The organism is Companilactobacillus sp. (assembly GCF_022484265.1).
Classification (GTDB): Bacteria; Bacillota; Bacilli; order Lactobacillales; family Lactobacillaceae; genus Companilactobacillus.
The window spans coordinates 1,020,564-1,039,501 of record NZ_JAKVLR010000001.1; the positions used below are offsets into that span (position 1 = coordinate 1,020,564).

At 38.8% G+C, this 18,938-nt stretch carries 16 protein-coding genes; 5 read left to right on the plus strand and 11 right to left on the minus strand.

Going from position 1 to position 18,938, the window contains the following annotated elements; translation table 11 throughout:
* Positions 1 to 25 precede the first annotated feature (25 nt).
* Complete coding sequence (locus LKF16_RS05090; RefSeq protein ID WP_291469253.1) at positions 26 to 1,075, minus strand: SDR family oxidoreductase; 1,050 nt, start codon at positions 1,073 to 1,075, stop codon at positions 26 to 28.
* 115 nt (positions 1,076 to 1,190) lie between these two features.
* Here LKF16_RS05090 and LKF16_RS05095 point away from each other — a divergent pair, with 115 nt between their 5' ends.
* On the plus strand, positions 1,191 to 1,754 hold the full coding sequence (locus tag LKF16_RS05095) for a TetR/AcrR family transcriptional regulator (RefSeq protein WP_291469255.1): 564 nt from the start codon (positions 1,191 to 1,193) through the stop codon (positions 1,752 to 1,754).
* A gap of 41 nt (positions 1,755 to 1,795) precedes the next feature.
* Here the strand turns inward: LKF16_RS05095 and LKF16_RS05100 are convergent, their stop codons facing one another.
* Entirely contained in the window at positions 1,796 to 2,662 is an 867-nt protein-coding gene (locus LKF16_RS05100; protein WP_291469257.1) for a DegV family protein, read from the minus strand.
* A gap of 199 nt (positions 2,663 to 2,861) precedes the next feature.
* Here LKF16_RS05100 and LKF16_RS05105 point away from each other — a divergent pair, with 199 nt between their 5' ends.
* Positions 2,862 to 3,863 (plus strand): LacI family DNA-binding transcriptional regulator, encoded by a 1,002-nt coding sequence (locus LKF16_RS05105; protein WP_291469258.1) that lies wholly within the window; start codon positions 2,862 to 2,864, stop codon positions 3,861 to 3,863.
* Between the two features lie 43 nt (positions 3,864 to 3,906).
* On the opposite strand, the gene LKF16_RS05110 is transcribed toward LKF16_RS05105, so the two are convergent.
* A complete protein-coding gene (locus tag LKF16_RS05110) occupies positions 3,907 to 5,394 on the minus strand; it encodes a multicopper oxidase family protein (protein WP_291469259.1) in 1,488 nt (495 codons plus the stop codon).
* A gap of 146 nt (positions 5,395 to 5,540) precedes the next feature.
* On the opposite strand from LKF16_RS05110, the gene LKF16_RS05115 reads away from it, so the two are divergent.
* Entirely contained in the window at positions 5,541 to 6,014 is a 474-nt protein-coding gene (locus LKF16_RS05115) for a nucleoside 2-deoxyribosyltransferase (RefSeq protein WP_291469261.1), read from the plus strand.
* A 174-nt stretch (positions 6,015 to 6,188) separates the two neighbouring features.
* Positions 6,189 to 7,010 carry an SLAP domain-containing protein gene (locus tag LKF16_RS05120; RefSeq protein ID WP_291469263.1) on the plus strand — a complete coding sequence of 274 codons (822 nt, stop codon included), beginning with the start codon at positions 6,189 to 6,191 and terminating at the stop codon, positions 7,008 to 7,010.
* Between the two features lie 163 nt (positions 7,011 to 7,173).
* Here the strand turns inward: LKF16_RS05120 and LKF16_RS05125 are convergent, their stop codons facing one another.
* Together LKF16_RS05125 and LKF16_RS05130 are read right to left on the minus strand one after the other, a co-directional pair.
* Positions 7,174 to 8,565, minus strand: a complete 1,392-nt coding sequence (locus tag LKF16_RS05125) for a hypothetical protein (RefSeq protein ID WP_291469265.1) — start codon at positions 8,563 to 8,565, stop codon at positions 7,174 to 7,176.
* A 1,034-nt stretch (positions 8,566 to 9,599) separates the two neighbouring features.
* Positions 9,600 to 10,775: a C40 family peptidase gene (locus LKF16_RS05130; RefSeq protein WP_291469266.1), complete on the minus strand. Its 1,176-nt coding sequence runs from the start codon at positions 10,773 to 10,775 to the stop codon at positions 9,600 to 9,602.
* A 227-nt stretch (positions 10,776 to 11,002) separates the two neighbouring features.
* Between LKF16_RS05130 and LKF16_RS05135 the strand changes: the two genes are divergently transcribed.
* Positions 11,003 to 12,253: an MFS transporter gene (locus tag LKF16_RS05135; RefSeq protein ID WP_291469268.1), complete on the plus strand. Its 1,251-nt coding sequence runs from the start codon at positions 11,003 to 11,005 to the stop codon at positions 12,251 to 12,253.
* Between the two features lie 39 nt (positions 12,254 to 12,292).
* On the opposite strand, the gene LKF16_RS05140 is transcribed toward LKF16_RS05135, so the two are convergent.
* The 6 genes from LKF16_RS05140 to map form a co-directional block, all read right to left on the minus strand.
* Positions 12,293 to 13,447 carry a hydroxymethylglutaryl-CoA synthase gene (locus LKF16_RS05140; protein ID WP_291469270.1) on the minus strand — a complete coding sequence of 385 codons (1,155 nt, stop codon included), beginning with the start codon at positions 13,445 to 13,447 and terminating at the stop codon, positions 12,293 to 12,295.
* Position 13,448: 1 nt separating this feature from the next.
* Positions 13,449 to 14,690, minus strand: coding sequence for a hydroxymethylglutaryl-CoA reductase, degradative (locus tag LKF16_RS05145; protein ID WP_291469272.1), 1,242 nt, complete (start codon positions 14,688 to 14,690; stop codon positions 13,449 to 13,451).
* Positions 14,687 to 15,841: a thiolase family protein gene (locus tag LKF16_RS05150; protein WP_291469274.1), complete on the minus strand. Its 1,155-nt coding sequence runs from the start codon at positions 15,839 to 15,841 to the stop codon at positions 14,687 to 14,689. Before LKF16_RS05150 ends, LKF16_RS05145 begins: the two co-directional genes overlap by 4 nt.
* Before the next feature lie 372 nt (positions 15,842 to 16,213).
* The gene (galU, locus tag LKF16_RS05155; RefSeq protein ID WP_291469276.1) at positions 16,214 to 17,119 is read right to left on the minus strand and encodes a UTP--glucose-1-phosphate uridylyltransferase GalU; all 906 of its coding nucleotides are present in this window, start codon (positions 17,117 to 17,119) and stop codon (positions 16,214 to 16,216) included.
* A 3-nt stretch (positions 17,120 to 17,122) separates the two neighbouring features.
* A complete protein-coding gene (locus tag LKF16_RS05160; RefSeq protein WP_291469278.1) occupies positions 17,123 to 18,085 on the minus strand; it encodes a YihY/virulence factor BrkB family protein in 963 nt (320 codons plus the stop codon).
* A gap of 11 nt (positions 18,086 to 18,096) precedes the next feature.
* Entirely contained in the window at positions 18,097 to 18,894 is a 798-nt protein-coding gene (map, locus tag LKF16_RS05165; RefSeq protein WP_291469280.1) for a type I methionyl aminopeptidase, read from the minus strand.
* Positions 18,895 to 18,938: the final 44 nt, after the last annotated feature.

Consider the following 18,938-nt stretch of genomic DNA (forward strand, 5'->3'; position numbering starts at 1 on the left):
ATCTTTTTTTGATGTTAATAATGTTCTACTTTACAATCCCCAAATCAATCATCGACTGTGCTGTAGCAATAATTGCTTCTTTTGCTGAACGATGTGTCCAACCTAGCATAGTTGTTGCTTTCTTATCGCTAGTTTCAGCGTATCCACCAACGATCGTAGCAATCATTCTCAAGTTTGGATTAAACTTGGCGGCAATCTTTACGACAAAGTTTGGGATGGTCTTAGTTGGTAAATTGTCAGCGTACTTCGGAAAAGCATTTCTTAATATGTTTGCAACATCCATCATCGATAACGTTTCGCCTGTAGTTGCTAAAAATCTTTGTCCAGCTGCTTTTGGCGATGTCATCGCTAAGATATGCAAACTAGCGACATCTCTAACGTCAACGTAGCCTGAATCAACGTTTGGCAACGATTTGATCTTACCTTCTAACATTTGTTGGATCTGAACATTTGAGTGCGAGTACTTAGCTGACAGTACTGGTCCCATAACGCCAACTGGATTGACAGCTGCCATCTCCATACCATTGCCTTCTTCTTCAATAAACTTCCAGGCAGCTTTTTCAGACATGGTCTTTGAAATTTGGTAAGGATGAATATTCTTAGCATCAAGATTTGACCAATCCTCTTCAGTATAAGGTGTTTGACGGTTCTTGTGACCAGCAAACACAGCACCGTATGCCGAGGTCAAAACAACACGTTTAACTCCTGCATCTCTAGCTGCACGATAAACTCGCAAAAGTCCATCAACTGCCGGTCTGATCATTTCATCAGGATTTTTGAAGTTCAACTTAGGTGTTGGTGAAGCCACATGGATCACATAAGTTGCACCATCAGTCGCCATATCCCAATTCTTGTCTGAAGAAAGATCTGCTTCCACAAATGAAAGATCGTCAAAATTTTTGATGCCACTATTTTGGAGATCTTCTTTAATATTGTCGATTCTCTTTAATGAACGAACAGTCGTCCGAACGGCATATCCTTGTTGGAGCAATTGTAAAATAATGTGAACGGCGATAAATCCGCTGCCACCTGTTACGAGTACTAGTTGTTTTTGGTTGTTAGTTGTATTTGTCATTTAAATATCCTCATTGCTTCTGTTACACTTGTAACGTCTATGGATGTATAATACAATGCAGTTATTCAAGAAACAACCGTCATACCGGCATCTGTGACAAAAAGGAGAAATTGTAATGGCAGCTACTAATCACGCACAAGCAATCAAAAAAGACTCGCAACAGTACTTAACGACCGCTCTGTTTCAATTGCTAGAAACTAAACCACTGAATGAGATCTCAGTCACTCAAGTCGTCAAACGAGCCGGCGTCAGTCGGATGGCATTTTATCGCAACTTCGATACTTTAGACGACTTATTGACCAGCTATTTTGAACCTCAGATCGAGCAAAAATTTACCGACATCAAAAATGATATTTCCACACAAGACAAGATGGATAGTTTAGGACAATTTTTTACACAAATGGCTGACACGATGGTTTTAGCAGATAAATCAGGCTTTGAGTACATCATCCAAAATATCTTCAACGACCAGATGCGAGACTTTTACGAATCTTACATTCCCACTAATAATATTTCTGACGTCTCCAGGAAATACTGGATCCAATTCATGAGTGCCGGAGTTTACGCAATTTGGCGAGAATGGCTTTTAGGCGGACAACAAGAATCGTTAACTACGATTCATGACATTCTGGCAAGATTTCAAAATTCAACTATGAAATCCTTAATCACAATCCAATAAAAAATCGGCTAACTCAATTAAATGAATTAGTCGATTTTTAGTTATTTAAGTTCTTTCCAATCTTGTTCCCACAAAATTCCCATGGTCTTTTCACCGGTATGGACACTGATTGCTGGTCCTAACTGACTACGAGTTACTCGGATATGCGGAAATTTCTCATGAAGTTCGTTGACCCAATTTGTCGCCGTCGATTCGTTGTTGGCATCAATGACTGTTGCATGAATTTTAAAATCATGCTCAGTTTGATATTTGTCTAGTTCTTCGATCATCTTTTTCAAACAACGCTTCATGGTTCTCTCTTTGTCGATAGCGATGATCTTGCCTTCTGGATCAAAAGTCAACAGTGGCTTGATATTGAGTAAATTACCAATGACAGCTGAACGGTTGCTTAATCTCCCAGTTCTCATCAGATGCTTCAAGTCATCGACTGCAAAATAAACGTCACGTGTTGATCTCATGACTTCCATTTGCTTAACGATCGTCTCAGGGTCCTTGCCCTCTTTGACCATTGAACCAGCCAGCAAGGCTAGATCAGCTTCACCAGCACTAGCAACTAAGGAATCGAATGGATAGATCGTAGCTTTGTCGTAATCCTTACAAAACATCCGTAAATTATCCATAAATGAAGTTATCCCGCTGGACAAATGGATCGAAATGATATGATCATATCCCTCTGATACTAAACGATCATAAGCTTCTTCAATTTGTCCCATGGAAACTTGGGCTGTGGTTGGCAATTCTTTTTCATTTTTTAAATAATCGTAAAATGTTTGTAGATCCAATTCTTCGGTTTCTTTGTATTGCTTATCCCCTAAAATCACCGTGATTGGCAACACCGTAATATTGTATTCCGAAATCTGTTCCGGTGTTAAGTATGCGGCTGTATCCGTCACAACTGCCGTTGGCATAAACATGTCCTCTATTCTTTAATATAGGTTATTAATGTCTAAATAATACCATATACACTTCAATTCTTTGACGGTAATAACTAGTAAGGAATTTTGAAGATTGTAACATTTTGTTGAGAAGGTCATAAGAAAGCGTTACCATTAACTTAACTAAAAATTTAGTAAAGAGTGATAATTATATTTATTAGGAGGAGTCGAAATGGCCGCAACATTAAAGGATATCGCAGAAAAAGCTGGTGTTTCTACAGCCACGGTTTCCCGTGTTCTTAATCGCGATTCCACCCTCTCCGTTACCAAAAATACTCGCGATATGATTTTCTTGATCGCGAAACAATTAAATTACAAGCATACTAGTAAAAAAAGCGGAACTAGCTTTCAAAAACGTTTGGCCTTGGTCCAATGGTATTCAGAATCAAAAGAACAAGACGATCTATATTATATGATGATTCGTGAAGGTATCGAAGAACGCAGCCAAAGCCAACGTTTTGACGTTGTTCGAGTTTTCCACAACCAAATCAGCGATATTAAAAATTATATCAACGGTATCATTGCCGTGGGGAAATTTAGCGATGAGCAAGTCACTGCCCTATCTGAGTTGACTGACAAAATCGTTTTTATCGACGACGACCAATTCAGCGAAGGTCGCGACTGCGTTTTGACTGATTTTTCAAAAGGCGTCCACCGCGTAGTCGACTACTTCTTTGACAAAGGGATCAAAGATATCGGCTTGATCTACGGCGAAGAACAAACGACTGATCATCTGCGGATCATCAAGGACCCCCGCTACAACCCATTCAAACAAGTGATGCAAGAGAAAAAATCTTTTGACAAATCAGTCTGCTTTAAAGGCGATTACACGAAGGAATCTGGCTACAAACAAATGAATCACGCTATTAAAGAATTGGGTGCCAATCTGCCGCATGCATTTTTTATCTCAAATGACCCAATGGCAGCTGGTGCTTTGCAAGCCTTGCAGGAACACAATATCAAAGTTCCCGACCGCGTTAGCATCTTTAGTTTCAACAACTCTTCATTAGCTAGTTTCGTGACACCAGAACTCAGTTCTGTCTCAGTTGCGACTCGAATGATGGGACGCACTGCAGTGGACCTATTGATCGACCAATTAGAAGATAAAGACCACGTCACCGCCAGAATCGAACTAGATACGAAACTCGTTTGTCGAAAAAGTACTATTAATTAAGTAATAAAATGGAGTTCACTTTTTTGAAAGTGAACTCCATTTTTTATTGAACCAATATTTGTCCCATCATCCCATTTTCTTCATGCTCGAGATTGTGGCAGTGATACATGTACAGACCCTTTTTCTCAAATTTAAAACTGATCTTGTAGCTGTCGCCAGGATTTAAGGTGATCGTATCTAAATATCCTTGTTGTGCTAATGGCGGCTTTTTACCATTGATCGATAAAATTCTAAATTGAACGCCATGCAAGTGGAAAGGATGGATCATGTTCATCATCATTTCCTTCTTATTTTGGATCGTCCAAATTTGTTGCTGACCAACTTTGGCATGCAAATCGATGCGGTCAGGGTTGAACTGCTTGCCGTTGATCTGAACCATCTTGCTCATGCCGCTGAGAACCAACTTTTCCTTATTAACGTCTTTAGTTGGTTGTTTGAGCTTTTGCATATTGTCCAATTTATTCGGGATCTTGGAAATATTTGAACTTCTAGCACCTAATTTCATCGTCAAAACGTTCATACCGCCAGTTACCAGTTTCAACTCCGAATTATCAGGCAACTTGGTCGTATCAACAATCACTTGTGCACGCTCTCCAGGAGACAGCTGTAATTTCTTGATTTTTACCGGTTTGTCTAAAAAGCTGCCGTCTCCAGCTATTTTATACATCACTTGATTATTAGATAGCTTGAAATTGTAATTTCTAGCATTGGAGCCATTCAACAAACGTAAACGCACAAAATTTGTTGAGACATTGATATACGGATTTAAAGTTCCGTTGATCAATAAATTCTCACCTAAAGTGCCGTCGGCGTTGTAATCTTTTTTATAGTTGAACTGGTTGTTCTTATCAAAGGTCCGGTCTTGAACGACAACTGGAAAGTCATCGACGCCGTATTTCTTAGGGATTGAGAGCTTTTTACTATTAGCATCGTTAACATAGATCAAGCCAGCTAGGCCTTTATAAACTTGTTTACCAGTTTGACCTGAGGGATGCGGATGAAACCAGAGCATGGCTGCCGGTTGCTGAACCTTAAACTTAATGGTTCTCGACTTGCCTGCCGCTAGTGGATCATGTGGTCCGCCGTCAGCTTTACCAGAAATAATTGCCCCGTGCCAATGGAAGGTAGTTTTAGTCGGTAGATCATTTACTTCTTTAATATGTACAGTCTGGCCATTGTTGATCTGAATGACTGGACCTAAATAGCTGCCATTGTAGCCATAAGTCTTAGTCGCTTGGCCATCCTTAAAATTCATCTGGCCTTGTTTAGCCGTCACCGTGTAATAAACATCGGTCTTAGTCTGCCTATCCGGTTTTAAGATCGGCGGTAAATTTAACTGCTGTTCAACTGCATTTGCTTCTTTAAGATCCACAGTGTGCTCAGTCATCATACTGGAATTACTGTTATTGTCATTCATCATTGAATTACCATTACCCATCATTCCAGCAGCAGTAACTGTCTGAATGCCGACTAACAAACTTATCCCAACTATCAATACTGTTAAAGTCGCTACTATCGAATGCTTTTTCATGCCCCATACCTCAACTTTTGAAATTAAAATACTCATGATAGTTACAATATACCTTATTCGTCTACAATTGTACACACTATATCTTGTTAGGCGAGTTTCTTCTGACATGCTAAAATATATTTATCAAAAATAAAGGGGTATCCAAAATGAAAATTTATTTTGCTAATGGTCTTTTTTCCGAAGCTGATCGGATGTTTAACGCTTATGTTGTTGATAAGATCAGAAAAATGTCGAGCGATATCGAAGTTTATCTTCCACAAGAAAATGGCGATATCAATGATAAGACAAAATTCGCTGATTCTATCAAAATTGCTGAAGAAGATAACAAAGAATTATTAAGTTCAAATTTAGTTGTAGCAGTTTTAGATGGAGAAATTATCGATATCGGCGTTGCCTCAGAAATCGGACTCGCTTTTGGGAAAGAAATTCCGGTCGTTGGTCTATACACTGACCTCAGACAACATGGTGCAACAAATCCTGAAAAGCTTGATGCTGTCGGAGTTATTGGGGAAAATCCTTTCCAATACGTTAATACTTACACGATTGGTTTGATCAAATTAAACGGAACAGTTATCAATAATGTCGATGCTCTTTTAGAAGAAATCAAAAAATATCTTTAAAATAATTTTCAATATTTTGATTTATTAACTTTTCAATAAGATTACATTGGCTTTACAGTTGAGTTATATCCAACTATTCGTCGACTATACGTTATATTATATTTCTCGTCAGATTATTTCAGTTATTTATTTTTATGAAATAAATTAATAATTTTTAGGAGATCTTTTAATATAATGAATTTTAAACATGTCGTCACTACTTTAGTTACAGCTTCATCGCTTGCATTTGTTGGTATTACAGCTACTTCAACTGTAGCTAACACATCAGTTCAAGCTGCAACAACATCAACTGTTGACTTGCCACAAACAACTATTTACGTTAAGAACGCAAGTGGTGCTCCAATCTACACAACACCTTCAGCAACTGGTAAAGTTGGTGCCTCATCAAATACTTTACAAAATGGTTCTGCATGGGCAACTACTAAAGCTATCAAAGCTGGTAATGTAACTTATTATCAAGTTGGCGATGGCCAATGGTTAAGCAATGCTGATATTTCTTTTGATGCCCCAGTTGTTAGCTTGAACAAAACTATGTACGTTAATGCTAACGGCGGTTCTGTTAACTTATACAGTTCTGCGAAAAACGGCTACTTCACTGGTCAAACAGTTAATGACGCCGATGCATACCCTGTTTACGAATCAACAACTGATGGCAATGGCCAAACATGGTACAACCTTGGTAACAACCAATGGATCAACGGTCAATACATGTCAGATGAAAAACCAGCTGCTAAGATTTCAATGAGTGCTACTGCTTATGATCCTGCTGTTTTAGGTTCAAGCATGGGTTACTCTGGTGTTGCTGCTAACCTTTCAAGATATCCAAAGGGAACACAACTCAAGATCACTTTAAGTGATGGTACCGTACTTAACAGAACTGTTAATGATACAGGTACATTCGCATACAGCAATCCTAACCAATTAGATATTGCTATGCCTAACTCACAAGCTTTACAATTTGGACGTCAAAACATCACTGTTCAAGTTGTTGGCTAGATTTAACAGATAAATTAGAAAAGTTTCGAATACCGAAAAAGAGCGATGTCGTTGGACATCGCTCTTTTTGCGTCTCACTATAAATATTTTAATTGAATAGAGATTGTCATGAAGTAGATTTAAAACTCTTATACGTCGTTATATTGCTGAATTTAACGTCAACTTACTTCCGAATACTCCTAATAAGTGGAATTCGCTGCAAAAGATCCATTTTTGCTAAATAATTGCTAAATTTCACTCGATTCATAGTTTCCATAAAGGAATACACTGAAAATAATCCTAAACCAGAGACGACTGATATTACCGGCAAAAGTTCAATCCGATATCGTCCTTGTACCTCGATGATCAATTCGATTGCTGCAAAAATTAAAAGCGGTAATAATAGCAATAATATTTTTGAATTGTATTCCCTTCTAAATAGCTGCAGAGCACCGAACCATGAAAAAACAATTAGACTCATGCTTCCCAAATAGCCAATCAATTCAACCACCTGATTTGAATCTGGAGAATGTGTCTTATCAAATCCTACAAGGTCACTAGCGTTTGTACTACCGGACCAGAGAAGACTGAATTTTGATAAGAACAACTTCAGCCAATTATTATTTTGACTTAAATAACTGATTTCTTGTTGTAGTTCCTGTCTTTCTTCATGCTTGACATTTGTTTGTGTGGAAGCAAATTTAAAACGATCATTAAGTTCGGTCGAATACGTCCCTAAGGTCCGGTAATTTAAGCCCACGACAAACTTCCATTCAGTATTTTCACTTCTTAATCCATGTGGATTTAAGCCACTATTTTGAATCATCAACCCGGTACCAAACAATGTCAGCAAACACAATCCTGCCGGCACTGCTACTTTAAGTAATAATTCCTGGAAAAAATTTTTTTGAGAATAGTTTATTTCAAAAATAACTAAATAGACTATTATTCCTAAAAACACTGCTGGGCCGATTGGGCGGATCAACCACCCCATTGCTAAAGTAAAGCCCGATGCAATAGTCGTCCAAGTTCGCCCTTGAAGTATCAAATACATGGTAATTAAATACATGAGTGAACCTAAATATTGATTGTCTGCTTGGCTGTTTAGTGCTAACCAATCTAAATCAACCATCAACAAGAACATGGCCAATCGAGCAATCTTGACCTTTTTAAAAATTTTTAATGAAATGACATAGGTCATCAATAGTATTGAGACTTGAATCAAAACGTTCATGAATTGCATCGCAAAGGTATTGGCAGAAAACATTTTGATCAGTAATAACAAATACAGTACAAAGCCAGTTTGATAAGCATTCGTGGCAAAATAGTCAATTTCTGAATCATATAAATGACCACCTTCAGCAACGATATTGGCCTTATTCCAAAAAATTCCAAAATCACTCACCTGCGTGCTTGGAACACTCTTGATCCAAACAGTTGCCACTGCAGCAAATAAGCCCAACATAATTAAAATAACTGACCAATTGATCCAATTTTTATCATCACGCACGACAAACAGTACAATGCTACTCAAAATGATGGGACTAATTTCAATAAAACTAGTCAACCAGTTCATTTTAGTGACGACCGGAAAGCAATTAGCTGTAAAAAAATAAATTCCTAAAATCATGACCAGGGTCGTAAAAATTGCAAATGATGTCAAAATGAATCTATTCGAAAAACTTTTTATTCTATTAATATCAATCAATCCTAATATTTGATTTCTCAAAAATTTCCATGAGATAAAATTAGATTTATCTATATCATGAGATTAATTAAACATATCAATTATCAGTTTTGATTAAAAGTTGTTTTTACTTTTAATAAATAAGTATTTAAATTACATTTGATCCAAATTTGTGACTGGCAAACTGATTATTTTTATTGTTTATCAATTATTTATTAGCAACAATTTTGATATTCATCGAATGGGAGTAATTCCTTTGTATCAACTTTATTTGCGATAAATATATTTAATAATTTGATTGATATTCAATTTATTCCAAAAAAAGAACCAATGTATATTAATTCATACATTGGTTGTATTAATTGATATTTGAAATCGATTGTATAGGGAAACACCGATATCGATTGACTGCTGTATTTGATCCTCGAACGTAATTTATGAACCTGACCACTGGTTTATTTTCAGATGAATCGCCGATGCGCACCCCGCATCGCCGTGTTTTGCCTCTAAGTGCCGAAGGCGCTAAGAGGCAAAACAAAAGGCCCACGTCTCTCGACGGGGGCCTAACATTTGAAGTGGCAAGATGAAATCACACTGTAGTTTCATCAAGTGAATCATACTACTGAAAACAAATCTTACTACTCTAAACATTTGTACTTCTTTAATAAATGGATCCTAGCAAATCATGTAATGAGTTTAGGCGACTTTAAATTAAATTATAAGTCGATTTTATGTTAACTTTTGTTGCTAGTTCCAATCATGCCATTCTGCTGTAATACTCTACGATTAATTTGATCTAAAATCCTACCATCTCCAAACGAAAAGTAAAACTTTAAAACTACTAATTAAGGTCTACAGTCTTGGCAATTCATCTTTACCACGTCTTTAATATACCATTAGCTGTAAGCGTTTGCAAGTGTCAATTATTGAAAAATTCGAACGCCGAATGATGGTGCGAAACTTGACGTAATTGAATCAATTTTGACGTTTGTTCCTGGTCTTAGAGCATTAAGATATTGGTTGTTTCCTAAGTACAAGGCAACGTGATAACTTGCTCCTTCTGGTCCCCAGAATAATAAGTCTCCTGGCTGAAGATCACTCAAAGCGACTTTAGTACCGGCTGTTTCTTGTGGTACTGTCCATGAACCAATGTTTTGACCAGTGGCAATTCCAAAGACATATTGCATCAAGCCTGAACAGTCAAAACTGTTTGGTCCTTTGGCATTCCATACGTATGGTTTACCCAATTGTTGCTTAGCAACTTTGATCACATCAGCAACCATTTCATCTTTTGACTTACCATTTAGGCTCACAGTTGGACGAGTTGTGGCAATTGTTGAAGTCGTAGTTGATGGCAACCAACCGCCATTACTGATCTCATACCAGATGACATTTCCAGATTGAACTGTTGAATCAACTTCGACAATTGTTCCTGCTGCAAGTGTTTGGCTAGTTGCTGTTCCCCAGCTGCTATCGTAATAAACAGGGGTATCTCCTGTAACCTTCAATGCGGCGAAGTTTGGATCCCAAACCTTCGCAGATGACTCACTGAAGTCTTCATTAGTTACCTTAGTGTATTGTCCAGATACCCATTGGTTTCCGCCGATTTCATACCAAGCATCACCGTTAGCATCGATCACTTTTTGCGTAAATTTCCATTGTGTTCCATTAACTAATTTTGTGCCAGTAGCTGATTTGTTAGGACCATATCCTTGATACAAATCGATTCCACTAGTTGGAGCGTAAGCAATTTCCAAAGTTCCAGAATTCTTCACTGAAGTATCACCTGAAGAAATGTTTGAACTGCTTGAACCACTAGCTGAAAATTGAACATCATCAACTTTAACGTATTCGTTAGTTGATACACGGTAAGCTGAGCCAACCTTATTGAGATCAGTTTTACCATCGGTATACCAAGGAGTATTAGCTGCTAAAGAACGGTTTTTAACTAAGTCGCCCTTATTGTTGTATAAACGTGCTTGTCTGACAGTTGTAACTGTACCTTCATTACTGTCGGCCTTTGCTTGATTAGTGCTGAGTGCAATTCCACCGATCACGCCGGCACTAATTAATAAACTTGAAATTAATTTTTTATTCATTTTTTTCCTCTACATAATAAATATTATGTATATTATATAGCATTTATGCTGTAATTACGTTTGGAAAATTATGACAATTATATGTCACTCTGTTACATGATAGAAACATTCAATCGATTGAAATGTATGTAATCGTTTACTTTCAGTGATATCAACTGTTGCGGGACCAAATTCTATGTGATATGATAGTTGGCGCTCTCGTGAAAAATGATCAAGGAGGTGCAGTTATGCAAAACGCCCCTATTGTTCACTGGCGAAAAAATATTTATATCTTTTTGACCAGTCAGTTTTTATCAGGTATCACCAGCATGGTGGTCCAATACGCTATTATTTGGTATTTGACTAAGCACACTGGTTCAGCGACTGTCTTGAGTTTGGCAACCTTGTTAGGAATGCTGCCAATGGCATTGCTGAGTCCGTTTATCGGTCCATTAGTCGACCGTTGGAATAAAAAAGGTTTATTGATCATTCCTGATGTGGTTGCGGCAATTTTTGCCATCATCTTGTCAGTTGTTGGAACGGTTCAATCAACTTTTCCGCTATGGCTAATTTTTATCTCGTTATTAGTTCGGTCGATTGCTCAAACATTTCAAATGCCAACGATCCAATCGATTATCCCAACCATGGTTCCAAAAGAGGAGTTAACTAAGATCAATGGTCAACTTGGAATGGTTCAATCAGCAAATATGATCATCGCGCCAGCCTTAGGTGCCTTCTTATTTGCTATCATTCCGATCAACTTTTTGATTTTGATCGACGTCTTAGGTGCGATAATTGCAATCGTGCTATTAGGATTAGTCACGATTCCCGAACATCCAGTCATCGATGAACCTTTACACGTCTTTCGCGACTCAGCTTTAGGATTAAAGCAGTTACGTTCAACTAAAGGTTTGTGGGCAATCACAATGATCGGTGCCGCATTCACATTTATGTTTATGCCTGCTGCCAGCTTGTATCCACTAATGACTATGGGGTACTTCCACGGTACAGTCGGTCAAGCCGGATTGATCGAAGTGATCTACTCCGTCGGCATGCTGGCCGGTGGTGCGATCATCGGATTCTTCGGAAACTGGAAAGACCGGATGAAGCCTATACTTTGGGCAACTGTCGTCATGGGTGTCACCTTTGGCGCCAGTGGATTTTTGCCTGGAAATCAAACTGGTTTTATTTATTTCGTCGCTCTTAATACTTTGGCAGGGATCATGACGCCATTTTACACGACGTTGTTAATGGCAATGATCCAACAAAGCTATCCCGCTGAACAGCTAGGAAAAGTTTTAGGAGTCATCAACTCGCTAACTAGTTTGGCTGGCCCTGCAGGTTTGATTTTTGCCGGACCACTCGCGGACAAAATTGGTGTTGAAAAATTATTCATCATCGCAGGTCTTGGTTCATTGCTCTGCGGATTAGTCATGTTGATAATGCCGTCAGTCAGAAATTACGACCAAGAATTGCAGTCAAAAATCGAATTAGACTAAAAAAGCCAATTAACTGGGATTTTTCCAGCTAATTGGTTTTTATTTTGCACTATATAATCTTTCGTTTTCTTTAATTTCTTTTAAGTAGAATTTACCAGTAACAGTTTCTGGATCAACAGATTGTCCGTCTTCAATTGACTCAGTGAAGATTTTTTCATAATCGCTGATTGAGATTTTTCCACGATCATCGATCACTGACTTGATTGCCTGAACGTTGATATTATCTTTGAATCCATCAACGACTTCAGCACTGTACAATTCGCCGACTGCACCAGATCCATAACTGAACAACAACAAATTATCGTCCGTCTTAACGTCCGAATTCAACAAGTAGGAAATCAATCCGAGATATAGCGAACCTGTATACAGGTTGCCGACTTCACGACCGAATTTGATACTAGCTTGGTATTCAGTTTGGAGCTGCGCATATTTTTCAGCAGAAATTTTTCCATCTAATGTCCGCATAGCTTTAGCACCCATTTTAGTGTAAGGAATGTGGTAAAGCATTGCCTTGAAGTTGTCTGCAGTAGCACCAAATTCTTTTTGGTAGCGAGCCCAAAGCGTTTCGAAAAATTCGATATAAATTTGATTTGAGAATTTTCCACGAGCAAAGGCTGTTTTTGAAAAAGTTGGACGCCAGAAATCGCCAACGTTTCTGCTCATATAGACTGTTTGATCGGTCAACTTCAAAACCTTAGGTTCAGAACTGATCAACATCGCAACCGAACCCGCACCTTGCGTAACTTCTCCAGGTGTATTGATTCCATATCTAGCAATGTCTGAAGCCACCACTAAAGCTTTTTTATCGGGATGTGCAGCGACAAAGTTCTTGGCCATTTGCAAGCCGGCCGTTGCACCGTAGCAAGCTTCTTTTATCTCGAAAGCTCGAACGTTTTCTGGCAAGTTTAACAGCTCGGTTAAATACAAAGCTGCAGCTTTAGATTCATCAACGCTACTTTCAGTCCCAACAATAACTAAACCGATATCTGATTTGTTGTCAGAATCTAAAATTTGGTCGGAAGCTTCTGCTGCCATTGTAACGGCATCTTCATAAACAGCGGGAACGGCCTGCTTATCTTGGCCAATTCCAATCGTAAACTTATCTGGATCTTGATTCCGAGCCTGAGCTAATTCAACGATGTCGATATATTGTTTGGGCGTGTAAAAGCCGATTTTTTCAATTCCAATATCCATATTATTCATTCCTTAATTTCTGTAAAAATTTGGTAGCCTCTTGAAGGTTGTAATTTTTCGTACGATTCAATTCTTTGGAAACTGCAGCAATCTCTGAACCAACAGCTCCAGCAGAAATTGCCAGCGACTTACTTTGCAAGCTCATGTGACCAGCTTGAATCCCTGTAGTAACTAATGCACGCATGGCGGATAAGTTGTTGGCCAAACCGACGGCACCAATAACAGCTTGAAGTTCTTGGCTGTTGTTTATTTTCATGATTGCCAAGCTTAATTGTGCCATAGGCATTGCCTTGATGGCACCGCCGACTGTTCCGATTTCCACTGGCATTTTAAGTCGACCAACTAATTGATCGTCCATAATTTGCCAATCGCTAAATGGCTGATAACCAGATTCAGTGGCAAAAAAGCTATGTGCTGCAGCTTCTTGAGCTCGAAAATCATTGCCAGTTGCGAGTAAGACTGCATCGATTCCGTTCATGATACCTTTATTTTGAGTAACAGCACGCATGACAGAATGTTTCGAAAATTGTGACAATTGTACGATTCGTTCAGCCACTTCTTTTCCGGACATTTTTTTCGTAGATAGATTATCAAAATCAATTTTTGCTTCAACATCAACTAATTGCGACTTGCCACTATTGGATAATATACTGCATAAAACGTCAGTATCGGTCAATTTTGAAATATGCGGTGCAATGGCTTCTAACATCGAGTTGACGATATTGGCACCCATCGCATCGACAGTATTGACGCCAATCAAGATTTCGATCCAGTCAGCGACGATTTCAAATGTTAACGAGACTACTCCACCGCCACGTTTTTGCAAACTTGGTCGTGCAGCGGTCGCTAAATCGATGATCTCCTGGCGATTTTGCTGTAATATCTCCAGTTTATCAGTCGAATTAGTTTCCAAAACGATTTGCCCATAAATTATATGTGGACTAGTTTTGACCGTGAATCCACCCGATTTTTTCACACGATTGGCACCGTTTGAAGCGGCGGCAACTACTGATGGTTCTTCGATTGACATTGGCACTAAATATTCTTTGCCATTGACGAGAAAATCCGTTGCAAACCCGTAAGGCAAGCCAAAGGTACCGATCTGATTCTCGCTTAAACTGTCAGCCACGTCTTGACTGATTGGTTTTCCTGTCCGTAAAAAATTAGCCTGTCCTGCCGTCAAATTACCAGATTTAATTAAATAATCGATCCGTTGATCGTTGGTCATCTCATAAATTTTCATGATAACTTGATTCCTAAAGCCATCGCCATACCGCCGCCAATACAAAGAGAAGCGATACCTGTCTGCTTATTTTCTTTTTGAAGAATATTGATTAAGGAAACGATCAGACGTGCACCAGTCGCACCTAGTGGATGTCCAATCGCAATAGCTCCCCCGTAGATGTTCAACTTGTCATCAGGAATTTTTAAATCACGAGCGACTGCAACAGATTGTGAAGCAAAAGCTTCATTTATTTCAAAAAAGTCAATATCAGCCTCAGTGACATCGTATTTTTGATAATACTTGTTGATAGCGTGATAAGGCGCGTAACCCATGATGCTTGGGTCGATTCCTGCTTCAACATAACCGGTGATCTCTGCGACAAATGACAAGCCTAGTTCTTCAGCAGTGGACTTTCTCATCAAGATCATGGCTGCTGCACCGTCATTTAGTGGTGAAGAGTTTCCGGCTGTAACTGTACCATTTTCTTCAAAAGCCGGCTTTAAATTACCCATGGTCTCAATCGTCGATTCGCCACGGATTGATTGGTCTTTTGTGATCGATTCCCCATCGACCTCAATTGGTAATATTTCATCGGCAATTTTGTCTGAGTTAGCAAATGCCTTTTGTTGTGAATGCAAGGCAAATTCATCTTGCATTTTACGAGTAACGTTAAATTGTTTAGCGACATTTTCGGCGGTGACGCCCATTGGATAATCTCCAAAGGCATCGACTAAACCATCTCTAAATAGCGTGTCTCCTTGTTCGTCAGAAGCTTCTAACTTGCCAACACGTTTTGAATAAAAAGGTGCATTTGACATACTTTCAGTTCCACCGGCAACGATAATGTCGGCATCCCCTAGCAGCAAGGCATTGGTAGCTTCATGAACTGCCTTCATCCCTGATCCGCAAACTTGATTGACGGTCATGGCAGTTGAAGAAACTGAGCCTCCAGAATGTAGACCAATTTGACGAGCAATGTTTTGTCCCATCCCCGCTTGGTAAACATTTCCAAAAACGAATTGATCAACTTTTTCAGGATCGATTTTGTTATTGGTCAATAACTGTTTAACTAGTTCCGTGCCCAATTGGACTGACGTTTTGCCAGCAAATTGTCCCCGGAATTTGCCAATTGCAGTTCTCTTGGCATCAATAATAACGACTGAATCCATAAATTCATTACCTCTTTATATTTGGTAGAATAACCCTAAGCTTAAATAATAATTTATTCGGCAAATAAAAACAACGCTGGTGTCTTAATGCGAACAATAGATCTAATTCTCATGCTAAATGATTTCAAAAAAAATAATCGTGTGTTTGTAGAAACTAAAACTAGCCGACTGGCTGTCGTTGACTTAGAAGTCAAGGATGAGGCGGTTTTTTTGAAGACCTCTACGAAACTGCGAGGTTTAAAAAATTGGGAATTTCTCTTGATGCTGAACAAACGTGAACTATACACATATCCTGTTTTTTACGAAGACACAAAAAAACATCAACAACTCTTCGGTTTTAGAGTCGCTGATGATTGTATCTTGCTAGGTTAATTATTTCTTAGTAGTTTTGTTATCTTCAGCTTGGAGTTCTTTAGCTAATTGGATCAAGTAAGGTTTCAATTCGTCCTTAACTTCTGGATGAGTCAAACCATATTTGATATTAGTCTTAACATAACCAAACTTGTTACCAACATCAAAACGTTCACCCTTGAACTCATGTGCAAATACACGTTGAGTTTGGTTCATACGATCAATTGCGTCTGTTAACTGAATTTCGTTACCAGCACCAGGTTTTTGAGTATCTAGCAAATCAAAAATCTCTGGCGTTAGTAAGTAACGGCCAATAATAGCCAAGTTGCTAGGTGCATCTTCTACCTTAGGCTTTTCAACAAACTTGCGAACGTTGTAAAGTCCTGGTCTTTGTTGACCTTCAGGGTCAATGACACCATATTTTGAAACTTCTGACTTAGGAACTTGCATAACGGCTAAAGTTGAAGCATGAGTTGCTTCATAATCTTCGATCAATTGCTTTGTCAAAGGAACCTTATCCTTCATCAAATCATCGCCTAACATAACCACGAATGGCTCGTCAGCAATAAATGAACGTGCTTGAGCAACGGCATCGCCCAGCCCATTTGGATGAGCTTGACGACTGTAGTACAAGTTAACGCCTAGATCAGTTGTTTGTTGAACAACCTTGAGTAAGTCAGTTTTATTCTTAGCCTTCAAATTTTGTTCCAATTCAGGAACAGAATCAAAGTGATCTTCGATCGAACGCTTATTCTTACCTGTAATGATCAAAATATCTTCAATTCCTGATGCTTTGGCTTCTTCAACGATAAACTGAATTGTTGGCTTATCAACAATTGGTAACATTTCCTTGGCCAAGGCCTTAGTTGCGGGTAAAAATCTTGTTCCTAATCCTGCTGCTGGGATAATAGCTTTTCTTACTTTCATCGGTTATTCTTCTTCCTTTTCATGTGACTTTAAAATATTGGTTAGCTTGCTTGTTTTTTCGTGTAGGAAAGGACCTTGGCTAGCCTCAGCGAAGCCTACATTAACGGCATTTCCGAATAGAAAAATGATGACAGTTAAATTCATCCACAATAAGAAGATGATGATTGCACCAATCGTTCCATAATTATTCCAGGCAGTCCCGAAATAATCTAAGTAGTAGGAAAACAATTGAGACAAGAGCAAAACTCCAATTGAGGTGACGACTGTTCCAAGCAATACGTAATGAATTTTCAAACGTACATTAGGTAAAAAATAGAATAAAGTAAAGACGACCAACAACATTATAACAATAGCAATCGGCCATTTCCAACGGGAGAATTCCGTTAAAAAGCCAATGTCTAAGCCTATCGTGGGCAAGAGCCATTTCAAGATAGCTTGACCAAAGGTGAAAATACTGACAACTGCCACTCCGGCAACCAGCATCACGAAGGTCATGACAAAGGCTAGCGAGCGACGGATCAGAAAATTGAAAAATGTCGTATCGGCGTAAAGACTGTTGACGTCGAATCCATATGCTTGATTCATCGTCATTTGGGCAATGTTGGTACCACGGGAAATGGCCCAAATTGCCAACACGATACCAACGGACAAAATGCCCTTATTGGAATCTGATAACACTTTGATGATCGTTGGCATCATATAATCGTGAAGATCGGTAGGTAGCATAAACTCAATATATTCAATTACGGTCGGTCGATTCAAGTGCAGCAATGGAATCAAATTTCCGACAATGATCACTGCTGGAAACAGCGCCAACAAAATATAGTACGTGATTGCCTTTGAAGCCATCGTCACGTTTGAATTTCCTAAAGCAGTACCGACCTCTTTGAAAAAGCCGAGCATCTTTTGCCAATTAGAAATATCTTGTCGAAAAATCGGTGTTGTCTGTTGCTCATTTTCTGCCATCGAATATCCTATTACTTCCAGAGATACTTAGCATCGTATTCTGGGTCTTGCGATGTTAAGATCTTAGGACCGTCTTTAGTGATAGCAATCGTATGTTCATATTGAGCTGAGTTAGTACCGTCAGCTGAAACAAAATATTCCCAGCCGTCTGCCTTTACAAACTTGTCTTTAATTTCCCAAGTTCCTAAATTTACCATTGGTTCAATTGTAATCGTCATACCTTCACGTAACCTTAAACCTGTACCAGGTTCGCCATAATGTGGAACATTTGGCAATTCGTGCATTGTTGGTTGGATACCGTGACCAATCAAATCACGGACGTCGCCCATGTGGTTGTCAGTCTCAACGTATTGTTGAATTGCATGACCGATGTCACCGATTCGATTGCCAATAACAGCTTGATCGATTCCTAGATAAAGAGCTTTGTGCGTTACGTCCATCAACTTTTGGTCTTCAGCTTTCATTTCGCCAACTCCATAAGTCCAGCATGAATCGCTTTCGTAACCATCTAAGTTAACTGTCATATCGACTTTTACAACGTCGCCTTTTTTGAGAATTAAATTTTTGCGAGGGATTCCGTGGGCAACTTCATCGTTTACACAAACACAAGTTGCATATTTATATCCTTCAAAACCTTTTTCAGATGGTGTCCCACCGTGTTCGGTAATGTAATTGTCCGCAAATTCTTCAATTTCCCATGAAGAAATTCCTGGTTTGATAATATTTCTCAATCCGATATGCGTATTTGCCAAAAGTTGACCAGACTTCCACATACCTTCGATCTCACGTGGTGATTTTAATGTAATCATTTTGTTAATTCCCTCTCCAAGTAAATGATATAACCAGTATAACA